At 67.1% G+C, this 20,148-nt stretch carries 17 protein-coding genes; 8 read left to right on the top strand and 9 right to left on the bottom strand.

Annotated features, from left to right (window positions below):
- Positions 1-85: 85 nt before the first annotated feature.
- A complete protein-coding gene (locus AC1DU4_RS16245; RefSeq protein WP_477841467.1) occupies positions 86-424 on the top strand; it encodes a hypothetical protein in 339 nt (112 codons plus the stop codon).
- 134 nt (positions 425-558) lie between these two features.
- Here the strand turns inward: AC1DU4_RS16245 and AC1DU4_RS16240 are convergent, their stop codons facing one another.
- Entirely contained in the window at positions 559-1,218 is a 660-nt protein-coding gene (locus AC1DU4_RS16240; protein WP_477841465.1) for a DMP19 family protein, read from the bottom strand.
- A 189-nt stretch (positions 1,219-1,407) separates the two neighbouring features.
- On the opposite strand from AC1DU4_RS16240, the gene AC1DU4_RS16235 reads away from it, so the two are divergent.
- Entirely contained in the window at positions 1,408-1,527 is a 120-nt protein-coding gene (locus tag AC1DU4_RS16235; RefSeq protein ID WP_477841489.1) for a zinc finger domain-containing protein, read from the top strand.
- 53 nt (positions 1,528-1,580) lie between these two features.
- Here the strand turns inward: AC1DU4_RS16235 and AC1DU4_RS16230 are convergent, their stop codons facing one another.
- Both AC1DU4_RS16230 and AC1DU4_RS16225 read right to left on the bottom strand, forming a co-directional pair.
- Positions 1,581-1,919, bottom strand: coding sequence for a hypothetical protein (locus AC1DU4_RS16230; RefSeq protein ID WP_477841464.1), 339 nt, complete (start codon positions 1,917-1,919; stop codon positions 1,581-1,583).
- Between the two features lie 293 nt (positions 1,920-2,212).
- Entirely contained in the window at positions 2,213-2,683 is a 471-nt protein-coding gene (locus AC1DU4_RS16225; RefSeq protein ID WP_477841462.1) for a DUF3995 domain-containing protein, read from the bottom strand.
- A gap of 456 nt (positions 2,684-3,139) precedes the next feature.
- Between AC1DU4_RS16225 and AC1DU4_RS16220 the strand changes: the two genes are divergently transcribed.
- The 3 genes from AC1DU4_RS16220 (at position 3,140) to AC1DU4_RS16210 (ending at position 5,852) form a co-directional block, all read left to right on the top strand.
- Positions 3,140-4,147 (top strand): YcxB family protein, encoded by a 1,008-nt coding sequence (locus AC1DU4_RS16220; protein ID WP_477841460.1) that lies wholly within the window; start codon positions 3,140-3,142, stop codon positions 4,145-4,147.
- Positions 4,140-4,997, top strand: a complete 858-nt coding sequence (locus AC1DU4_RS16215; protein ID WP_477841458.1) for a hypothetical protein — start codon at positions 4,140-4,142, stop codon at positions 4,995-4,997. Before AC1DU4_RS16220 ends, AC1DU4_RS16215 begins: the two co-directional genes overlap by 8 nt.
- A gap of 228 nt (positions 4,998-5,225) precedes the next feature.
- Positions 5,226-5,852 (top strand): class I SAM-dependent methyltransferase, encoded by a 627-nt coding sequence (locus AC1DU4_RS16210; protein WP_477841456.1) that lies wholly within the window; start codon positions 5,226-5,228, stop codon positions 5,850-5,852.
- Positions 5,853-5,958: 106 nt separating this feature from the next.
- On the opposite strand, the gene AC1DU4_RS16205 is transcribed toward AC1DU4_RS16210, so the two are convergent.
- The gene (locus tag AC1DU4_RS16205; RefSeq protein WP_477841454.1) at positions 5,959-6,639 is read right to left on the bottom strand and encodes an SMI1/KNR4 family protein; all 681 of its coding nucleotides are present in this window, start codon (positions 6,637-6,639) and stop codon (positions 5,959-5,961) included.
- A 578-nt stretch (positions 6,640-7,217) separates the two neighbouring features.
- Entirely contained in the window at positions 7,218-8,696 is a 1,479-nt protein-coding gene (locus AC1DU4_RS16200) for a PucR family transcriptional regulator (protein ID WP_477841452.1), read from the bottom strand.
- 177 nt (positions 8,697-8,873) lie between these two features.
- On the opposite strand from AC1DU4_RS16200, the gene AC1DU4_RS16195 reads away from it, so the two are divergent.
- Positions 8,874-9,734: an alpha/beta hydrolase family protein gene (locus AC1DU4_RS16195; protein WP_477841450.1), complete on the top strand. Its 861-nt coding sequence runs from the start codon at positions 8,874-8,876 to the stop codon at positions 9,732-9,734.
- Positions 9,735-9,897: 163 nt separating this feature from the next.
- Here AC1DU4_RS16195 and AC1DU4_RS16190 read toward each other — a convergent pair whose 3' ends face one another.
- Together AC1DU4_RS16190 and AC1DU4_RS16185 are read right to left on the bottom strand one after the other, a co-directional pair.
- Complete coding sequence (locus AC1DU4_RS16190) at positions 9,898-11,406, bottom strand: carboxylesterase/lipase family protein (RefSeq protein ID WP_477841448.1); 1,509 nt, start codon at positions 11,404-11,406, stop codon at positions 9,898-9,900.
- Positions 11,403-12,059, bottom strand: a complete 657-nt coding sequence (locus tag AC1DU4_RS16185) for a TetR/AcrR family transcriptional regulator (protein WP_477841445.1) — start codon at positions 12,057-12,059, stop codon at positions 11,403-11,405. The genes AC1DU4_RS16190 and AC1DU4_RS16185 overlap by 4 nt, the downstream gene beginning before the upstream one ends.
- Before the next feature lie 125 nt (positions 12,060-12,184).
- On the opposite strand from AC1DU4_RS16185, the gene AC1DU4_RS16180 reads away from it, so the two are divergent.
- The gene (locus AC1DU4_RS16180) at positions 12,185-13,696 is read left to right on the top strand and encodes a long-chain-fatty-acid--CoA ligase (protein ID WP_477841443.1); all 1,512 of its coding nucleotides are present in this window, start codon (positions 12,185-12,187) and stop codon (positions 13,694-13,696) included.
- 408 nt (positions 13,697-14,104) lie between these two features.
- Here AC1DU4_RS16180 and AC1DU4_RS16175 read toward each other — a convergent pair whose 3' ends face one another.
- Together AC1DU4_RS16175 and AC1DU4_RS16170 are read right to left on the bottom strand one after the other, a co-directional pair.
- Positions 14,105-16,450, bottom strand: a complete 2,346-nt coding sequence (locus tag AC1DU4_RS16175; protein ID WP_477841441.1) for an ATP-binding protein — start codon at positions 16,448-16,450, stop codon at positions 14,105-14,107.
- On the bottom strand, positions 16,440-18,299 hold the full coding sequence (locus AC1DU4_RS16170) for an HSP90 family protein (protein ID WP_477841440.1): 1,860 nt from the start codon (positions 18,297-18,299) through the stop codon (positions 16,440-16,442). Before AC1DU4_RS16170 ends, AC1DU4_RS16175 begins: the two co-directional genes overlap by 11 nt.
- Positions 18,300-19,780: 1,481 nt before the next feature.
- On the opposite strand from AC1DU4_RS16170, the gene AC1DU4_RS16165 reads away from it, so the two are divergent.
- Positions 19,781-20,128, top strand: a complete 348-nt coding sequence (locus AC1DU4_RS16165; RefSeq protein ID WP_477841438.1) for a hypothetical protein — start codon at positions 19,781-19,783, stop codon at positions 20,126-20,128.
- The last annotated feature ends 20 nt before the right edge of the window (positions 20,129-20,148 follow it).

The following is a 20,148-nucleotide window of genomic DNA, read 5'->3' as shown; positions in this document are numbered from 1 at the left end:
CCTCCGCAGCTGCAGTGGTTCTACTACGAGAGGAAGTACGGAAGAACACCGACGCCGTCCTGAGCGATTGCCTCAAGAGCGCACGGTGAATGAAGCAGATGTCGCTTGGGGTGACGAAGGAGAGTACGCGGCATATCTGTTGGCGGAACGTCGGTGCATGGCATGGGCGTTGGAGATGCTGGGTCACCTGGATCCTGATGCGGCAGCACATGTCGCAAAAGCCGTGTACTCGTATGAGTCTGCTGATGACCCCGACCGCGGCGCGATCTTTCATGACCGAGCGTGGCACTACGCCATGCTGCGAGTATTCGGAGAAGGCTATTGGCAGGCGCATTCTGATCGGCTCGACCCGCCTTCGGCATATGACGATCTTTGGGCGGCGACATACGAGAACTCGCGCAAGGCATCTCGCTCATCCGTCTGAGTGGTTGTGCCTGACCTTGCCTCTCTGGAGCGGGAAGGGCACGCCGCATCCGCGATGCGCTGCGCGCAAGGAGCACGAGTCTTTCTGGGTCTTCCCGGTTCTCGCTCTGACCGCTCGGCAAACCCTGCGATCTGTCAGATTGCGGAGGGCGCGGGCCCAAAGGCAAGGGGAATGAGTCTTGTCAGTTCGGTCGCGGCATCACAAAACGTCTCGTCAAGTTCGTTGAGGCGGTCCGAGAGGACATCAGGGACAGCGGCGTAGACGTCATCCATCGCCGTCACCTCATCTGATTCGGAGATGGGGCCGATGAGCTGCCAGAAATCGCGGATCACCGCGAGTGTGCGAGTCGCGTCGATCTCAGTCAACCCTGCGAGCGCGACATGGACCTCTGCGATGCCCCAATTGCCGAGGAACTGCATGAGCCCGCCGTTGTAGCCGTCGGCGACGAGCCTCCACAGTGCAACCAGAGAACGGGATTGCGGCGACAACGCGGACACGTCTCCCTCCGCGGCCCTGAGTTCAGCTAGAGCGCGCTCGAACGATGCGTCCTGCTCGAGTGCCCACACATTCAGTACGCCGTCTTCGGAGGTCTGCCCCGCCGCCGGCCAATTCACGCCACGGCCGTCGTCCGTTCGCACCCACCCGGCCCGCTCGGTCGCTTCCATCGCCGCAACTGTTGGCCCAGCCCACCCGAGCGGTGCGGCAAGTGCACGCCCATCTTCGAGAACTACGAGGATTCGTCGGTTCTCGAAGAGCACGTCAACTACGGGAGATCCCGCAACGCTCTTCGTCATGCCCACCTCGTTCAACGGTGGGTTACTCAGTCCCACGTCAACCACTCTCTACGTCAATCATTACAAGGTCGCGCCCGGGGCAGCCCTGGTGAACCGCTGGCCATGTCAACGGTGCAACTCGGACACGAGCGGACATGATCGCCCGTCAACGTATGTCAGGGAGATCGGCGGGGCCATTTTTCGCGTTCGCTGTATTCATATGGCCGAACAGGGGAGCCATGTCACCGCTGCGGTTCTCCGATCAAGCGGGTCGCTTTCATCAACCGGAGCTCGCACTACTGCCCGAGAGGTCAGCGACTCCAACAGTGAGTATGGAACACCTCCAGGACTGATTGCAGCGGCGCTGCGGTCGCCAGGTGGTGTCAAGAAGCCGTGGGCTTGGATAAGTTCGGCGGAGCGTAGCCCCCGTTTCTGAGCCTAACTCGAAGGATTTCGACCCATTCATTGTCTTTGTCATCCAGAAGCTCCCACAATGGCCAGGTGGGCGCAGCCTCGATAGCGCGCAGAACGCTCCAGTTAATCCCATAGGCGGTGTCGCCATCGCATGGCAGCAGCGATATGAGGGCCCGGACCTCCTCCGGGCTCAGCGGCTGAGTGATGGCTTCGAGGAGTTCCCCTGCGGAGTCGAGCTGTCCTTCATCGAGGTCGTCGTCTAGTTTCGGGGCAACCGCGAGGAGGCGGTCGATCGAATCCTGAAGCATGCCACCAGTTTATGGAGTAGGGCTGATTCACCCGTGCGCCGCCTGCTCGGAAGTTGCCCCGAACAGGATCGGACGCACTCTCGGGTAAACGTGTATCACTGCGGCAGTCGGGATACTTCTCGCATAGCCTGAATGCCGACGGTCAACGAGGGACGGCGTGCCCAAGGTGTTCGACGTCGTTGGAGTTGACGGGGCTGGACGCGTTCCTGCCGGCGCGGGCGAGGGTGTCGCTCACGGACGGTTGCCAACCCTCGTGGATATCTGGGGCTGAGCGAGCGAGCTTCTTCGAGCGCTCAGTCGATTCCTGGGTACGTGACTGCGGCGGTGAGGATGGCTGCGGCCGTACCAAGGCAGAGCGGCCGGTACACACTGTTGTCCAACCGAATGAAACGTGGTGAGGGTTCCTCCAGACCGAGGACCTTGGTGGCCGCCCGTCCGCCGACGACGCCGCGCGCTGCAACGCCGGCGGCCACGGCGACCCTCGCCACCGTTGCGGCCCTGCCCATCCCACCCGCTCCCGCCACCAACGCGGCCGCAGCCGCCGAGAGTCCAACGACGGCGAAGCAGGCTCGGGCATCAGGCATGGTGTCGCTCCCCACCACAGCATCGGCCAGGTCGGCCCGGCTGCGCATCGGCCATGCCGAACCGAGGCCCCACGCGGTGTGGAGCAATGCCGCCGCCGCGAACGCCGACGAGCCGGTGAGGCCTGCGATGCGCGCCTTCGTTCCCAGAGAACGACTGGTGAAGACCGGGAGGGCAATCATGCCGCCAACATATCCCGGGCACTGCAGTAAGGACCTGCTGCCCGATCCGATGAGTGGGTTGCAACCAACGGCGCGCACCCATCCGGCGTGAGTGCATCGTTTTGGCAGCAACGGCCACGCGACGGAGTCACCCAACACGGCCGGATGCCCCCACGACCCGAACTCGCCGCCGCGCTAGACGAGCTCGGCGGTGATTCGAGATGACCGCCGATCTGAAAGCGCGCCGCTGGATGATCGATCGGGTACGCACCCGCGGAACAGTTGCTCAAGAAGATGGGCTCCCGCGGCCCTCGCTCGCCATGAAGAACTACGCGGCAGCGGTTGTCGAGATGCAGCCAACTGGCGGAACATCGTCGCGGCGAGGACATTCGCCCCAGCGAAGTAGGGTTTCTCTCACATGCCAATCAGGGCTACGGAACGCGGCGAACCTCGCCCAAGTTGAAAGGGCGGCGCGGCGTGAGTAGCTACGAGGAGGTCGAGAACTCCGTTCGTGAGTACGCGTCCGACGCCACGGTCCGGGCGCAGGTCGAGTTCGGGACCGCGGTCACGCGGGAGCTCCTCGTAGCGGATGGCGTGGCAGCGGCAGCGGCAGCAGAGCTGACGGAGGCCGGGGCACGCGCCGTCAGTGCGGCGGCCGACGGAGCAGGTACGGCGTCTGCCGAGCAGGTTCGGGTATGGATCGCGCAGATCGACGAGGGCGATCTGTCGGATGGCGACATGGATCCGGATCTCCTGCGCGCGATCACCGCGCTGGAGGCGTGGGCCGCCTATCTGGAGGAACGATCGTCGGAGCGGATCGCCGCACTCGGCATCGCCCTGCTCGAGCAGGCGGACTTCCAGGCGAGTGGGGCGCCGTTGGATGACTTCCTCGCGCCGCCGGAGACTCGGCGGGCGTTCGAGCGGATTCGTGCGGCGCTCACCGAGCCAGCGATGCACGGGAGCGAGCCGCCGGCTGTGTTCGAGAACAGCATCACGATCGATGCTGCAGACAAGGCGGCTGTCCGGCGGTCGATCGTCGATGCGGCGGTGTCGCGTCGCCTGCGGATCGCAGGCTCGATCGCGCTCCCGGTCGCGCTTGTCGTCGGCATTGTGTTGGCGGTGTCGGGTCGCCCCGTCGGCGTGTTCGCATCCGGGCTGATCGCAGCCCTCACGCTGCTGCTTGTCGTCTTCGTGGTCATCCTTCGTCGCGTTGCCGCGAAGACGGTCGAAGAAGGCATGGGTGTCGGATCGCGACTCACGGTGCGGATCGATGCGGACGGGCTGCGGCTGGATGGCAGGTTCGGCTCATCGCGTGCGCCGTGGAATTCGCTCTCCGAGGCGGTGCGCATCAAGGGCGGCATCGTGTTTCGGAACACGGCAGGGAAGGCGGCGTTCTTCGTGCCAGGTCGCGCGCTCGACGACACTGCACTTGCACTGCTCGAGGAGTACATCGATCGGGATCGGACAAGGACCGGACATGAGTGACGAGGGTCGCGATCAGGCGTGGCGGGACGAGCTGATCCGCCTGGGCAGCAGCATCCATCAGGACGAGGCGGGGCCGCTCAGCGATGAGGAGGATGCCGTCCAGCAGGCAGGCATCGATCGGTACCTCGCGATGCTCGATGCCCTCGACGGGCGGGCCATCGATGCGGAAACCATCGAGGCGATCCTGCGGTCGTTGCACCCGCTCGACGACTACGGCATCTACGAGGCCGCCTACGGCATGCTCTCGCAAGCCGATCCGGCAACGGGGGGAGCCGCCGCCCGGGTGCTGCCGAACTGGCTGGAGTCGCGCGGGGATCACGACAGCATCCGCACCGGCTCGATGTTCGTCACGGGTAGCGAGGACGCGAGCCGCGCGTTCCTCACGGTGACCGATACCTGGGGCGATGCGCAACGCGCGCTCGTGCGCCGAACACTCGGCCGCTGGGTCCGTGAAGACGAGGAGTGGGAACCGATCCACGAGGCACTCGGCGGCACAACCAGGAAGCCGGTGCTCGACCCGATCCCGTACGACTGGCCCGAGGACTGGAGATCCGCAGCCGAGGCGTTCCGCGAGAGCGGTCGGGTCGATCGCGCGTGGACGAACGAGAAGGACTTCCCGAGCAACTTCGACCGCGTGTTCGCGATCATGGAGCTCGGCCACGGCGTGCGCTGGCGGGAGGTGCCCGACTTCCTCAACGCGCTGCTCATGCGTCGGAGGAACGAACTCCCGAAGTTCATCGGTGCGCTCGCCGCGCTCGCTGACGATCCCCGCGAACGTATCGTCATGGCCGTCGACGCCGCGCGCCCGGACACCGCCGAGTACCTGCGCGAGCTCTTGGAACGACTCTAACGGGTTGCGCGGCCGACCTTACTTACTCACTCATCACTGATTGACTAGGCAGGACACGAAGGGACCGCGTCCAACGCGGCGCTCCGTTCAGCGACCAAGTTCGGGATCGAAAACCGGACCACCGCTGCGCGAGTACCCAGCACAGTGCGGTCCGGGCAAGGGCCGGGTGTCGGGACGCACCGGTCATCGTTCGGCGTATGGGGCACCCCATCGACGATCATCGACGGCATGGAGAACACGAGCGCCCAACCAGACGACACCGTTCGAGAGTCATACTCGGCCAGATCCCAGGAGTACACGGATCTCTTTGGCTCAATGACTTCGACACACCCATCCGATCGGGCACTGGTAAGCAGCTGGGCCGCCACCCTGACAAGTCCCGTGCTCGACGCCGGGTGTGGTCCGGGGCAGTGGACGGACTTCTTGGCGGAGTGCGGACTAGCTGTGAGCGGAATCGATCTCGTTCCTGAGTTCGTTGAACGAGCCCATATGGAGTACCCAGACCTTTCCTTCGAAGTCGGCAGCTTCGAGGCATTGGACGCCGCGACAGAATCATTGGGTGGTGTGCTTTCCTGGTACTCGCTCATTCACCACAGTCCGCAGGACATCCAGACTCCGCTCGCCGAGTTCGCGCGCGTGATTCGGCCCGGCGGAGGGTTGCTGGTGGGCTTCTTCGAAGGAGCGACCGTAGGAACTTTCGACCATGCCGTAACCACGGGCTATCGATGGCCAGTGGCTGAACTCACCCAGGAGTTGGTCACGGCCGGCTTCGAGGTGATCGAGGCACATACACGAACGGCGAGCGGCTCCAGGCCTCAAGGCGCAATCACCGCACGCCGGTTGAGCACCCGGTGAGGATCCACCTACGGTGATGCACCGTAGGTGGACAAGCGATTTGGGTGCGAGTTCCGGTCAATGGCCGGCTATCAGGATGCACCGGTCATCGTTCGGCAGTGACACCTCAGGCGTGGTTCGCGCCGTGATCGGCGAACTCGGCAAAGCTCCCCACCTGGTCAACGTCCGGATCGAGGGCGCGGGCGAGCCAGAGTTCGTACCAGTCGAGGAAGGTCAGCGGCTCGCGGGTGTCCGGGTGGAGCACCGGCAGCGCGGCGGCGTGCTCGTAGCTGTGCCACCACACCTGCCCCGCGGCCGGGCCGCGCAGGACCAGGAGGTCGTACATGCCGCATCCCTCGTCCGCGAGGAATGTCGCGCCTCGGTGGATCCGGCCGATGTTCTCCGACCACTGGAACTCGGAGTCCTCGGCGGCGGGCGCGCAGGGTCGCTCGGCGGTGAAGGGGAAGTCCGCGGCGTAGTCGATCGCGGCGTCCTCTGCCTCCTGCGCCAGCGGGAGCAGTCCGAGCATCGGTCCGGCTCCGCCGTCGCCCACCCGGGTGATCCACTCGCGGTAGTCGGCCGGGAGGCCGACGCCGAGTCGGTTCTCGAATGCCGCGAGCGCGTCCGGGGCCGCGGGAGCAGCGTGCTCGTAGCGATGCACGGCTGCCCCGTGGATGCGGCACCTGTAGCCGATGACCTCCCGGTCGCCGAGCGAGACGACGGTGGTCCTCAGATCGGCTGCTCGTAGTCGGTCAAGGCCGGTCAGGATCCCGGCGATCCGGTCCGCGTGCGTTTGCGCGTGTTCCATGCTCACATCCTGACGGATGCGACGACTTGCCTCTGGGTTCGGTGACACACCTACACTGACAGGCGCATCCGACACGCCGGACCTCGGTCAAAGTGCGCAGGCGCGTCCTGTCCGTCTTCGCTGCAACACGTCGGTAGTGATGGTGGTTGTAGGTTCCGGACCGACTTGTCCGATCGGCCCGCGGCTTTCAAGATCTTCCACGGAGAATGACTTGGAAATTCCGGCTGTAGATGTCTTCTTCCGCAGGTCCCCGGGTACCCGGCATCCAAGGATCACAGTCTCGGGCACCTGAGCAGCGGTCGTTGCCGCCCCTTCGCCCACATGGATTCCGGTCGGAGCGGCGTTGGCACTCGATGCCGAGGCATCCCTGGCGGCCGGCAATCGTCGGGCGCGAACGGATTCCTCACGTTAGGAGTCCGCCGCCACCGGAGAGCGCCGCGCTCGTGACTTGGTAGGACACGTGATCGCGGGCATGACTGACCGCAACCTGGAACTCATCCAGATCTGTATGACGGCCCGGATCTGGAAGTCCATCGCACCCGCGAGTGGTCCGGGGGTGCGACGACCCCGGAGAAGATCTACAGCAGGCGTGCAGTTCTCGAAGCTCGAGCCGCCTGAGCCACATCCGCCACCCGCCTCGCCGCCACCGCCGCAACGAGCCGCACCAGGTCCGGTGCTGTGCCGACGTCCAAGCCGGTGAGTGTAGCGACCTTTCGCAGCCTGTAGACCACCGTGTTCGGATGCACGTGCAACGCAGCAGCCGCGGCGGACCTGTCGCAGCCCGCATCGAGGTGCGACTCCAGGGTCTCGAGCAAGACCGGGTGGGACTCCAACGGCGACAGAAGGTCCGCGAGCAACGGCGTCGCTGCGCTCGGCCGGGTCAGGTGATATTCGAGCGCGAGGTCCCGGAGTCGCACGGTGCCGTTGCCGCGCCCGCAGCGGCGGGCGACGTCGAGGACCTCCTGGGCCTGCGCGTACGCCTGTGGCACTTCCTGTGGCGCGGCCACCGACACCGCCGTCAGGACCGCGGCGCCGATCGTCCGTTCCATGTCCCGCAGGTTCCGGCTCAGTTGCGCGTACTGAGGGCTGTCCTGCCAGTCGTCCACTCCCGGGTCGGGCTCGAGAATCGGGATCAGGACACCGCCGCCGCTGCTGGTGAGCACGCTCAACGCGTGGTCGCGGCCGACGTTGTCCAGCTCGCGCTGCAATCGCCGTACCTTCCGGCGTTCTGCTACCACAGCGTCGATTTCGGCTGACCGCTCGTCCGGGTGAGGTTCGACGTGGAGCGACAGCACCCAGTACAGGCGCGGAAGATTGACACCGAACCGCTCCGCCGTTCCCGTTGAGTTCGATCCGGACGTCAACTCCAGGAACAACTCTCGCCGCGCTGGGTCGTCCACGCCGTGAACCGCCGGATCGGAGCCGTAACCCGCCAACACCGCGATTGTGGCTGCCCGCAGGTGCTTGTGCAGCAGCGCCCCGGCCCGCGACAGGTCAGTGGTGTCCTCGGGTCCGGCGAGGTCACCAATCAAGTTCCACCAGTGCTCCACAGCGAGGTGATACGCGTGCAGTACCTCCGCCACCGGAACCAGTTCCTCCGCCCGCCGCCGCGCCGATTCACGGATCCGCATCAATCCGTCGTCGCCCGTCGCCTGCGACGACCGCAGGCTCGCGATGAGTGCCTCGAAGTTGCACAGGATGATCGCCGCGACGTCGCTGCGTACCGCCTCTTCCGGCAGCAACCGGTAGAACGGCACCTGCCGCCATATCAACGCGACCGTTTCCGCCACGATCGTGTGGGTGCGCTGGGCGAGCTGATCGGCTACCGGTCGGCCGCCGAGAACGATGATTTTATCCACAGGCACAACACTTCTCCGATAGTCGGTTCGCTCGAACAACGACGACCTGTCGCTTTCCGGCGAGTATGTAATACGCGTCACTCTGGGATCGACAAATTCGACCGCATGGAGCCCGCCCGCCGACCACAGGAGGTGTCCCGTGCGTTCCGTGAGACGAACCGTCTGCACCGCGACTGCCGCGGCCTGTCCGCCGGCCATCGACGCCAACCTGGCGCACTACGCGGACGCCGTGCCGGCTGAATCCGCTGCGCCACTGCACCCGACCGCACTGGGTATACGGGCGAACGGCACCCGTCGGGTGGATGTGGACTCAATTCGTATGCGGTCCAGCCTCGCCGACTGACCGTGCCGATCAAATTCGAAAGGTAAACCTTCATGCGAAAATCCCTCAAACTGTTCGCGAATGCTGCAGCGACGGTTGCGCTGTGCGCGACACTCGGGCTCACGGGACCGCCCGGAACGGCGGCCGCCGAGACGCCCGGGATCCCGAGCGTCGGGCACGACTGGGCGGGTGCAGGGCCGTACACGCCGAACGTCTCGATCGGGCTGGTACACACTCTGTACTACCCGCGTGAGCTCGGCGCACGCGGCGAGAAGCACCCCGTTGTGATCTGGGGGAACGGGACCGGCGTGCTCCCCGGCGCGTACACCTCGTTGCTGCGCCACTACGCCAGCCACGGATTCATCGTGGTCGCCGCCAATACCCCGGCGAGCAACTTCGCCGTCACCATGCGGTCGGGAATTGACCTCATCGCGGGCAAGGCGTCCAACCCATCGGGCGTCTTCTTCGGCAAAGTCGATCTGGAACACATTGGTGCGGTGGGGCACTCACAGGGCGGGTCTGCGGCGATCAATGCCGCGATCGACGACCGCGTCGACACCGCCGTCGCGATCCAGCCGGGCCCGCTCAACGATGTCGACCTCATCGACGAGCCCGTCCTCTATCTCGCCGGTGAGGCCGACGCAATCGTCTGGCCGGCGGTGGTGCGGACGATGTACGAGGACGCCGACCACGTGCCCGCCGAGTATCTGGAACTGCGCGGCGCCACGCACTTCGGCACATCGATCGCCGGCGGTGACATGCGCGGACCGAGCACGGCGTGGCTGCGGTACTGGCTACTCGACGATCCGAACGCCCGCACCGAGTTCTTCGGCGCGAGCTGCGGATACTGCACTGACACCCAGCAGTTCTCGGACTTCGACCGCAACGATCTGGCCCGGCAGATCCCGGGCTGACGGTCAAGTCCCGCGCTGGCGGCACTGTGTGCGCTGCGCATAGCGGATGTCACCCCGTCGAAGGCATGGTCTTCGACGGGGTGACGAGCGCATCGATCAGCGGTGCCGCTGCCTCGCCGCGATCGCCGCACGTGGCCGAACTCGACGAGGCGGGCAGCGGTGGTCACCGGATGCCGCTCCACAATTGCCGTTGCGGTGCATGCGGATCCGTCTGCACGGCGGAGACGGTGTCGAAGCGCATCGTTGCTCGGTCACGAACGGCGTATGGCGCCCAGCCGGGATCGCCGTGTGTCGCGAATGCGATCCACGCGGCGTGCATGGTATCGGCCAAGTCCTGCGGCGGGCGTGCTCCCACCACGTTCTCGAACCCCCCGAGGCCGAGGTTGTCGAAGACGAACGGGATCTCGGCGGTATGGCAGGCGCCCAGTCGGCCGTCGAACGTCGGTGGTTGCCATGCGAATTCGTAGGCGTAGGTGCGTCCCCGGCCGTTGTCGGCATGCGCCTCGGCCAACCGGATAGCGGGTATCCGGTAGAACCAGTCGGTGCCGACGGCCGCGAGTAGGTCTCCGGGACCGGCATTCGGATCGGCCTCTCGGTAGACCGGCAGCGCGACATCGGGGTCGAGCCCGTACGCGGCGACCGCGCCATGCGACAGCTCGGCTGTGACCGCGTCGATCGCGCCGACCGGAACCAGGAAGTAGCGGAATTCCTCGGTGTTGCATCCGATCAGCACGTCGACGTCGCCGCCCGCGCCGTCCGCTATCGCTTCGGGCGGCGCGACCGGGAGCACTTCGCCGTCCACCACGGGCTCGAACGGCATGAGGTTGCGCGTCACCTCACCCCACCGTTGCGGATTCGGGTCGGCTGACACCGCGGCCCGCAACTGTTGCTGGGCGGCCAGTACCCGGTCCGTGGGCACGGTGGCGAGGGCTTCCCGGGTTGGCGAAATCCCCAGCAGGGAAGCCAGTTCTTCCGAGATCCGCTCGGCGGTCTCGGGCCGTATCGTGTGGTGGGCCGCGCCGCTCTGCAGGATTGCGCGCTGGAACAAGCCTTCGGCTTGCGGGGAGGCGAGTAGCGCTCCGATGCTCATCGCGCCGGCGGATTCGCCGAATACCGTTACAGCCGTGGGGTCGCCGCCGAAGGCTGCGATATTGTCGCGAACCCAGCGCAACGCCGCGATCTGGTCGCGCAGGCCGAGATTCGTGGCCTGCCCGCGTAGATGTCCGAACCCGTCGACGCCGAGCCGGTAGTTGATGGTCACCAGCACGACACCGTCGCGGGCGAATGCGGTGCCGTCGTAGGCGGGGGTCGAACCGGAGCCGTTGGTGAACGCACCACCGTGGATCCATACCATCACCGGGGCCGTGCCGTTCGGATCCGGTGTCCACACATTGAGGTTCAGGTAGTCCTCGCCCGGGATGAACACTTCGGAGATCAGCGCATCGTAGGGAGGTGCATACGGGGAGGCCGGTGCGGTGGGTCCGTACTCGCTCGCGTCTCGCACTCCGTCCCACCGGGGACAGGGCTGGGGTGGAGCGAACCTGCGCGCTCCGACCGGTGCAGCCGCATAGGGAACTCCCTTGAAGGAGACCACACCCGTGGTCGGATCCGTCCGGCCGCGTACCGCTCCGTCGGTGGTGGTGACGACCACACTCTGCGCGGTGCGTGTCATCGCACCGCTCCTTCGTCCGCTCCGACGATGCGGAGGGCGTAGCGAACATAGTTGTCGGCCACCTCGTCCGGGGTGAACGGCTCGTCCGGCCCGAACCACTGCGCCACCTGCAGGGCCATCCCGCCGATGGCTATCGCACCCAATTGGAGGCTCTCGATTCGGAAGGCGCCGTCGCTGACACCGCGTTCGAGCGTATCGAGCAGCAGTCGGCTGCACGACGACCGCAATTCCAACGCGGGGGCGGCCAGCTCTTCCGGTAGCGCGTGTAGCTCCGAGTTCGTCACCACGGCCAGCAGGGGGAAATCCGTGTGCAGCAGCACATGCTCGCGAACCAACGCCGACAGCTGGGCCACCGCTGCGGGCTCGGCGGCCGCCAGTGCGTTCGTCAGCCGTGCATGTAGCTCGCGGTGTCCGATCAGTACCAGCTCGGCCAGAATCTGTTCCTTGGCCCGGTAGTGTGCATACAGGCTCGCCGAGGTGATCCCGACCTCGCCGGCGATCCTACGGATGGATACCGCGCTGTATCCGGATTCGGCGAAGAGTGCCAGTGCGGCTCGAAGTATCGTCCCCCGCGTTCCGGCAGGCGCCACGCCCTCTGGCAGTTCCACGGGCACTGCGGCCACCCGCCGCGGTTTCCACACAGACACATCCACGCGAGACTCCTCCGTCATGCTCCGATTTTGCTTGCCTACCGATCGATCGGTTGACATCGTACGCGAGGTGGATCGATAGTTAGGCACTTCACAGTGACAACCGATCGATCGGCAGGTCTATAAGCGTGACAAATCTGGCAACCACACTGACGGCCTCGGCCCGGCGGCACCCCACCCGGATCGCGGTGATCTGCGGCGAGCAGCAACTCACCTACGCCGAACTGGAGACAGCCAGCGCCACACTGGCGCTCGAACTGCGCGAGCGCGGGGTTCGGTCCGGCGATCGCGTCGCAATGATGGTGCCGAATGTCCCGATGTTCGCGATCGCCTACTACGCGATCCTGCGGGCCGGCGCGATCGTGGTGCCCATGAATCCGCTCCTCAAACCCCGTGAAGTCGCGCACCAACTCGCCGACAGCACGGCAGCGCTGTTGCTCGCCTGGCACGAGGCCGCAGAAGCGATCCCCGGCGCGGCGCTGGCCGACGTCGAATGCGTGACGGTACATACGCATTCGGCCACGAACCGGTCGCCGGTGCATGATTCCCAGGCCGCCGTTGAGCTCCGCAGGCCCTCGGACACCGCGGTCGTCCTCTACACCTCGGGTACCACCGGCAAGCCGAAAGGCGCTGAGCTCACTCATCACAACCTCATGCGCAATCAGGAGGTCACCAGCACCAACCTGCTGAAGCTCACCGAGGACGACGTCGTGTTCGGTGGCCTGCCGCTCTTTCACGCGTTCGGGCAGACCGTAACCCTGACCTCGGCCATCGCCCACGGCGCATGCCTCACGCTATTACCCCGATTTGACGCCACAGATGCACTGCAGGTCCTGACCCGCGACCGCGTCACGGTATTCGTCGCCGTGCCGACGATGTACGCCGCGCTGCTCGCGCACCCCGACCGTGCCGACTGTGACCTGAGCGCGCTGCGGGTTTGCGTGTCCGGCGGCGCGGCGTTGCCGGTGGAGACGCTGCATGCCTTCGAGAAACAGTTCGACACAACGATCCTCGAAGGATGGGGGTTGTCGGAGACCTCACCGGTGGCGTGCTTCAACCATCCGGACGCGATGCGCAAGGCCGGCAGTATCGGTACGCCGATCGACGGCATCAGAATGAGCGTGCTCGGCGAGGACGGGCGGGAAATGGCCGTCGGGGAGGTCGGCGAACTCGCGGTGCACGGCCACAACGTCATGAAGGGCTACTGGCGTCAGCCCGCCGCCACCGCGGCAGCGCTCTCGGACGGCTGGTTCCGGACTGGCGACCTCGGCCGGGTCGACACCGACGGGCACTACTGGATCATGGACCGGAAGAAGGACCTGATCATCCGCGGCGGATTCAACATCTACCCACGCGAGATCGAAGAGGTCCTCTACGAGTGCCCCGACGTCGAAATGGCCGCCGTCCTCGGCATTCCCGCGCCCACCCTGGGCGAGGAGATCGGCGCTGCCGTCGTACTCCGGCCCGGCTCACGAACGACGCCCGAGGAACTGCGAATCTTCGTCCGCGAACGTGTCGCGCCCTACAAGTACCCGCGGCACATCTGGCTGGTCGACGAGCTTCCCAAGGGTGCCACCGGGAAGATCCTCAAACGCGCGATCGCCATACCCGAGGGCGTCGTCGCTGCTGTCTCGGCATGAAAACAGCCACCCCGGCGAGGAGCCGGAACAACCGCCGCGGGGTAGCAATCGAGCGCAGCTTTGACGACCCGGATGCGGTCGGCGGCGCTGTTCCTGGTCAGCACACGACGAGGATCGTCGCCGCGATTTGATCTGAGGTCGTGGCATACAGCATCCACGACACCGCCGTGAGCCAGGCCCGGCCGGCTTCTCGCGGGCTCGGCGGCTCCCGTGGCCGACTCAGTGGCGCGGGTACACGGGCTGCGTACCGCCGTCCGCCAAGCGCCGGTACCGGCCGATGCCGACCGCGAGGCCCTGGGGTGACGCCGTCGCGGCAGTGCCGATGACGTGATGGGGGCTGAGCGTGGCCCGGCAGCTCACCGCCGCGGATCTGACGGCGTGATCCGGATCCGCAGCGGCGAGATCACGTCAGCCGTCGACCCGCGCCCGCGCGGCCGCTGCGGCGTCGTGCCGGCCGAGAGCCTCGTGGGCGTCGCCCTCCATCAGCGCGACCCGGACCGCGAGCCGCGGTGCCTCGGTCACCCGCGGCGCGGCGTCGGCGAGCACCGCGAGGGCCTCCTCGTGGCGGTCGGTCGACAGCAACGCCTGCGCGACGACGATCAGTGCGCTGCCGGAGCCGACAACGTCCTCGGCTGCGGCGTAGGCGTCGGAGGCGGCGAGCCCCGTCCGTACCGCCTCGTCGAACCGGCCCAGCTGGGACAGTGCCCGAGCCGTCGAGTCCTCGATGTCCGCACGGGTCCACGGGTCGGCGTGCTCGGCCGCAGCCCGTAGGTCCTCGAGCCCGTCCTCATCGGCGAACTGGCACCGAGCCCGCCCACGTGCGTGCAGGGGGTCGGCGAGCGCGTCCGGCTGATCGGTGAGTTTCCGGGCGTCCTCGACCGCGCCGTCGAGGGCTTCGACGGCGTCCTCGTCGTCGAACTGCATCATCAGAAGCCCGAGTTCCTTGCCGACCCGTGCCGCCACCGCGTAGTCCTCGCCCGCCCGGGCCAGCTCCCGGCCCTCGGCCCACACCGCGACCGCTGCCCCCGGCTCGCCGGCGTCGCGCCTCGCGTAGCCGAGCCACAGCAGGGTCAGGGCACGGGATGCGGGCTCGGTGTCCCGGGCTTCCTCGATCTCCGCCACCGTCGTGAGTTCGTCGACGGCCTCGTCGGGGCGTCCGGACCGCACGAGCGTCACGCCGAGCCGGTAGCGGTGGCCGACGGACTCGGTGCCGGCCAGATCCGCCTCGCGCGTGGCCAGGCGCAGTCGGCCGGCCGCCTCGTCCAGCCGGCCCAGGTCGTCGCAGATCTGGGCGCTCAGGGCAGCCAACGGGGCGGTCACGGACCGGGCAGCGTGGGCAACGGACAGGTCGAGCGCGGCATTGACTGCGGTCAGCGCCTCCTCGAACCGGCCGCCGCCCGCCAGCAGCTGGGCCAGCAACCGCAACAGCACCGTGCGGCGTCCGGGGGCGGTCGACGGGGTCAGTTCGGACTCGAGCCAGGCGAGCGCCGCATCCCCGCCCTCGGCGCCCAGGATCGTGTCGACCTGCTCGTCCAGCGGGCCCGCGCCCGTCACCTCGTCGACGAAGGCCGTCGTCGCGGCCGGGTCCGCCGAGGCCGGAGGGGCCGGCACAGCGTGTGTCGTGCCGATCGGCAGGTCCCAGCGTTGCCCAGCCAGAGTCCTTGCGGCGGCGACCCTCTCGCTGCGGCGCTCGGTGCCGTTGCGCTCGTCGAAACGGGTCGCGAGTTCCTCGGCGGCACGCCAGGACGCCTGTGCCAGTTCGGCGACGGTCCAGGGGCCGGTGTGCGCGCCGAAGAACCGGCGCAGGGGCTCCGCGTCGGCCCCGCGGACGTGCTCGTGGCCGATCCCGGCTCGGTCTGCGGCCGTGCACGTCACCGCGAAGGCGGTGAGGGCGTCGAGGTGCGCGACCGCGTTGAGGTTGTCGTGCGCCAGCCAGCCGATGTGCCGCTCGAGCATCTCCAGCGCGCGCTGGGCGCTTCCGGTGACCGAGAGGAAGATCAGATGCTGCCCGATCATGTCGATGTTGTCGACGTTGCGGCGCGCGAGTCGGTAGCCCCGCATGTGCATCTGCTCGGCATCGTCGAGACGACCGACCTCGAGCAGCGGCACCAGCGTGTGGGCCATCGCCCGCTCCGGTTCGTCGGCGCACCCCATGTCCTGGTCCAGCATCTCCTGGACGACGGCCAGTCCGGCCTCGAGGTCCCCGGTGGCGAGCCGGAACTGGGCCTCCTCGGAACGAACGCACGCCTCGCAGTGGCTGTAGTCGTCGCGCGGGGTCCGTCCCAACTCCTCCAGGTAACGGGCGGCCTCCTCGATCCGGCCCGCCTCGAATGCCTGCCAGAACCGGGTCTGCACCACCCCGGACAGGCCGACGCCGGCCTGCCGGTACGCGGTCTCCATCTGTTCGATCGACTCGGCGATCGTCGCCCGCGGGAACATCGGGTTCGAGGCGAGCGCGTCGGCGATCCACTTGTGGAACCACAGCAGGTCGTGGTCGTCGACCTCCGTGGCGAAGGTGGCCGGGTCGGCGGCGTTTCGCCCGACGCACCACGCGAAAGCGGTGAGCAGAGCGTCGGTGTCGCCTGTGATGGAGGCGGACTGGATCAGGCGCATCCGCACGGCGTAGGCGGCGGCCTCGTCGCCGTTCTCCTCGGCGAGCGTGATCGCCCGCTCGATGAGTTCGCGTTCCGCCGGTCCGTAGGACGTCGAGTCGATCTCGCTGATCAGTGCGTCGAGGGTGGTCTCAGTCGGCATGGTCGTCCTTGTCGATGGTGGAGGGGGAGTGCGGTCCGGGATCGGTGACGACGCCCGCGTCGAGACCGACGGACAGGTGCACGATGTCGGTCATGGCGTCGGTCAGGGCCGAACGATCGGCCGCCCGCAGCGGCCGGTGCCCGGCGAGCAGTGCCTGGACGTAGAGGATTCGCACCGCCCGCGACAGCACCGCATCGTCGTCGACGGCGGCGAGGGTACGCACCAACCGATTTCGCCAGTTCAGGGCCAGCCGACCGGAGGCGTCGGCACCGGAGGCCGCCGCTGCGTCCTCCACCCGGCCGAGGACATCGGCCCAGAATCCACCGGCCGACTCGCCGGCCTGCTCGCGCCGCAGGTTCCGGAGCACCGCCTCGTCCGCGACGTACAGGGCGGGGACGGTTTCCGGCTGGAACGCCCGCACCGCGGTCGCGCAGTCGAGGTCCGCCAGCGCGGCGTCGGCACGCTCCTGCAGGCGGCGGGACGCAGCCCGCTCGGACAGCGGCGGCACGTCGAGGTGGTCGATTTCGTCTGCCACGGTGACGATCTCGACTGCGGCACCGGGCACGAACTCCGGCAGCCGGGCCGCGATCTCCGCGTCGTAGACGTAGCCGCCGTTGACGATCGGAGCGCCGGGGCGGGCGATCCCGGCCAGCTGCCGGAACTCGTCGACGGTCCGGGTGTACCGCACCGTGCCGCGGCGGGCGGCCTCGCCGAAGGTCGTGTGCCCCTCGGTGGTCTCGATCGGCAGGTGAGGGACGATGAACCGGGCCAGTTCGTCGTCGTGGAGGACGAGCGCCCGCAACGCCAGGTGGTGCACGGACAGGAACGCCGCCAGCCGGCGCGGCGACTCCGCCGCCAGACCGATGACCCAGCGGCGAACCGCGGCCCCCAGTTCGGCGCGAGTCTCCTCGAGCGCGGAGTCCTCGATCAGGGACTCGCGGGAGGCCGTCGGGTGCAGCCCGGTGGTGTCCACGACGGACCGCACGAAGAACGCCCAGTCCGGCAGGAGGTCGTCCATGCGCTCGGACAGCAGCATGCCGCCCAGGTAGACGCGGCTCGACTGCCGCTGGCCGGGGGAGAGCTGGAACGGCAGCACGAACGCGGTGCCCCGCGTGCCGGTGGACGGGACATGCAGCGGAATCGTGGCGAAGGGCTCGGCACCGACGATCTCCCGGCCCAGCTCGCGCAGCTCGGGCGACGGGACTGTCGTGCGCTCGAGGAACGGCGCCGGGCGGGTCACCGTCTCGCCGGCCACGGTCACCCGCACCGGCAGGTGCCGGCCGAACCGGTCGGCCAGCTCGTGCGCCCCCACGCGCGACACGAGTCCGGCGGAGTCCGGGCGGGGGAACAGTTCGACCCGGGTTCCGACCGGCAGTTCGTCGGCGAGCTCGGTCACCGTGAACGTGCCGTCGGCGCGCCCGACCCATTCGACGGCGGGCGCACCGGTGGCCGACCGGGACCGGACCCGGATCTCGTCGCTCACCATGAAGCAGCTGAGCAGTCCGATCCCGAACTGGCCGAGACGGTCGGTGCGGGGCAGATCGAGGATGTCGCGCTTGGAACTGCGGCCCACCGTCGCGAGCAGCTCACCCACCTCGGCCGCGGTCAGTCCGACGCCGTCGTCCTCGACCGCGAACACGGCCCCGGCCTCGTCTGCGGGCAGCACCCGGATGGTGCCGACGTGGCCGGGCTCGTGGTCGCGACGGGCCGCGATCGCATCGCACCCGTTCTGCAGGAGCTCACGGATGAAGACCTGCGGCCCGGTGTAGATGCTCGCGCTGAGAAGCTCGATGATCCCGCCGAGGTGTACCTGAAATGGACGGCTGCCGCCGTCTGCTCTAGTAGTCATCGGGGACAGAGCCTATCGAGCGAGTACGACATTTCAGCCAGGGGAGATGCGGCCCCCGGTCCTCCTGCGCGATCGGCGAGTTCTGCGGCCGACAGTCATCGCGGGGGTGCACTCGAGGTGGCCGTCGGGAGTAGTTCAGTACGTCGCCGGGAGGCGAGAGTGCCGGACTGACGACCGCGGGGCTACCGCCTGAATCCGCGCAGAGCGCCACGTGTGCGGAGCGGCTCGAAAGCCTCGAACCAGGCCGGTGGATCGAGGTTGACTCCGTCGTCGGGCGTGACGCCGGTGAACAGAGTCAGCACATCGTGGTTCTCCAACAGGTAGTCCAACGGGCTGTCCCAGTCGGCATCGTCACGATGTTCGGGATGCCCGCGAACTGGTCGTGGAAGTGACCGTCGCGATACAGATCCGACGCACGACGCAGGATCAGGTGCAGCGCCATCTCCTCCCCCGTGCACGTCGGGTGAGGCTGGCGACCGGCCTCGACGTCGGAAGCGAGGTCGTCGAACGCCCTCGCTGCTTCCCGGCGCCATTTCACGTGCGCTCGGTCAGCTTCGACTCCAAGTCGACCCGAAGTGTCCCGTTCCAGACGAGGTGCCATACCGATGACTTCGTCCGCCCCGAGCCGTCGTCGAGCGCAAACAGATCGTCCAACACCACACCATGGCCCGCGTCGGTAGTCAGGATGGCTGCCTCGACGCCACCCTGTCACTTCGGCCTTCTCCGATATCCGTGTAGCCACAACAGGTTGAGCGGGTCCTGTCCGACTGCAGCGTGAACTTTTCATCCAGCCGTCGAGGATTCCGCACGTCCCAGAGGGGCACAGCGCCATCAGCATCGATCGACAGCAGATCCGGCACGTGACGGAACTTGCGTGGCTCCGTCCACCTCAGTTCAACCGGTTGCGCAACCAGCCAGTGACCGAAGACAGCCGGTCGAGGCGGCGCACCAAACCATGCTCGAGGCCGGATTCCAGTGCGAGGTGCCCACCCGTGGTTGTCGAGAACGCAGTCACAGGTATGAGTCGGTTGTGCGCCGAAGAACGGGTACGTCGCACTGGCGCAAGCGAGCCCACCGGAGGCGGCGAACCACCCCAATCCCACACGACGCTGGAGCCCTCAGAGTGGTGGTGGTGGTGGTAGGTTCCGGATCTTCTTGTCCGATCGGCCTGTAGCTTTCAAGATCTTCCACGACAGTTGTCGCCGAAATTCCTGGCGAATATGTCCTTTTCGCAGCTCTGGTCGAGCTGGTGCCACATCTGCCACGACGCGGTCCTGGACAAGGCTTACTCGTCGCACGCCAACCGGACCCTTGCTGCAGTCGAGGGCAAATATTCCGTCATTGAGTGAGCAGCGCGACAAGGCTTGCGCCCCGTACGAACCCGATCCGTTCCTCACCGAACCACCCACCCCTACCACTGGACGATGAGTCAAATGGTCACAATGCCAAGGGCGCCACGGATGCGGATCGCCTCTGCCGCAATGATTCTCGTCGCCCCGACGGCAGTCGCGGGATGCGCCGACGATGCGGATCCATGCACCCAGCTGCGTTTGGACTACTTCCAAGCTGCTGCCGACGCCCGTGCCGAAGCGAACAATCTGATCCTCGGGGTGGTGTTCCAGGCCGGCGAACTCGACCCCGCACTCATCTCCGATGGAAAACCCATCAACGCGCGAGGGATCGAACCGAACACCGAAGCTGCGAAGGCGCTCGCCGCCCTCCTCGCGGACCGCGAGCTCCACAAGTACATCAACAGTTTCACCACCGAACACAAGTACGGGCACTATCTCGACGGAGCTCGATGCCGACCCGAGCCTCCGCAGTCCTGACGATTCCAGCGACTGCGCGT

The organism is Rhodococcus sp. P4_F5 (assembly GCF_056401315.1).
The sequence above is the reverse complement of the archived record's forward strand: the minus strand, read 5'-3'. Positions and strand labels throughout refer to the sequence as shown.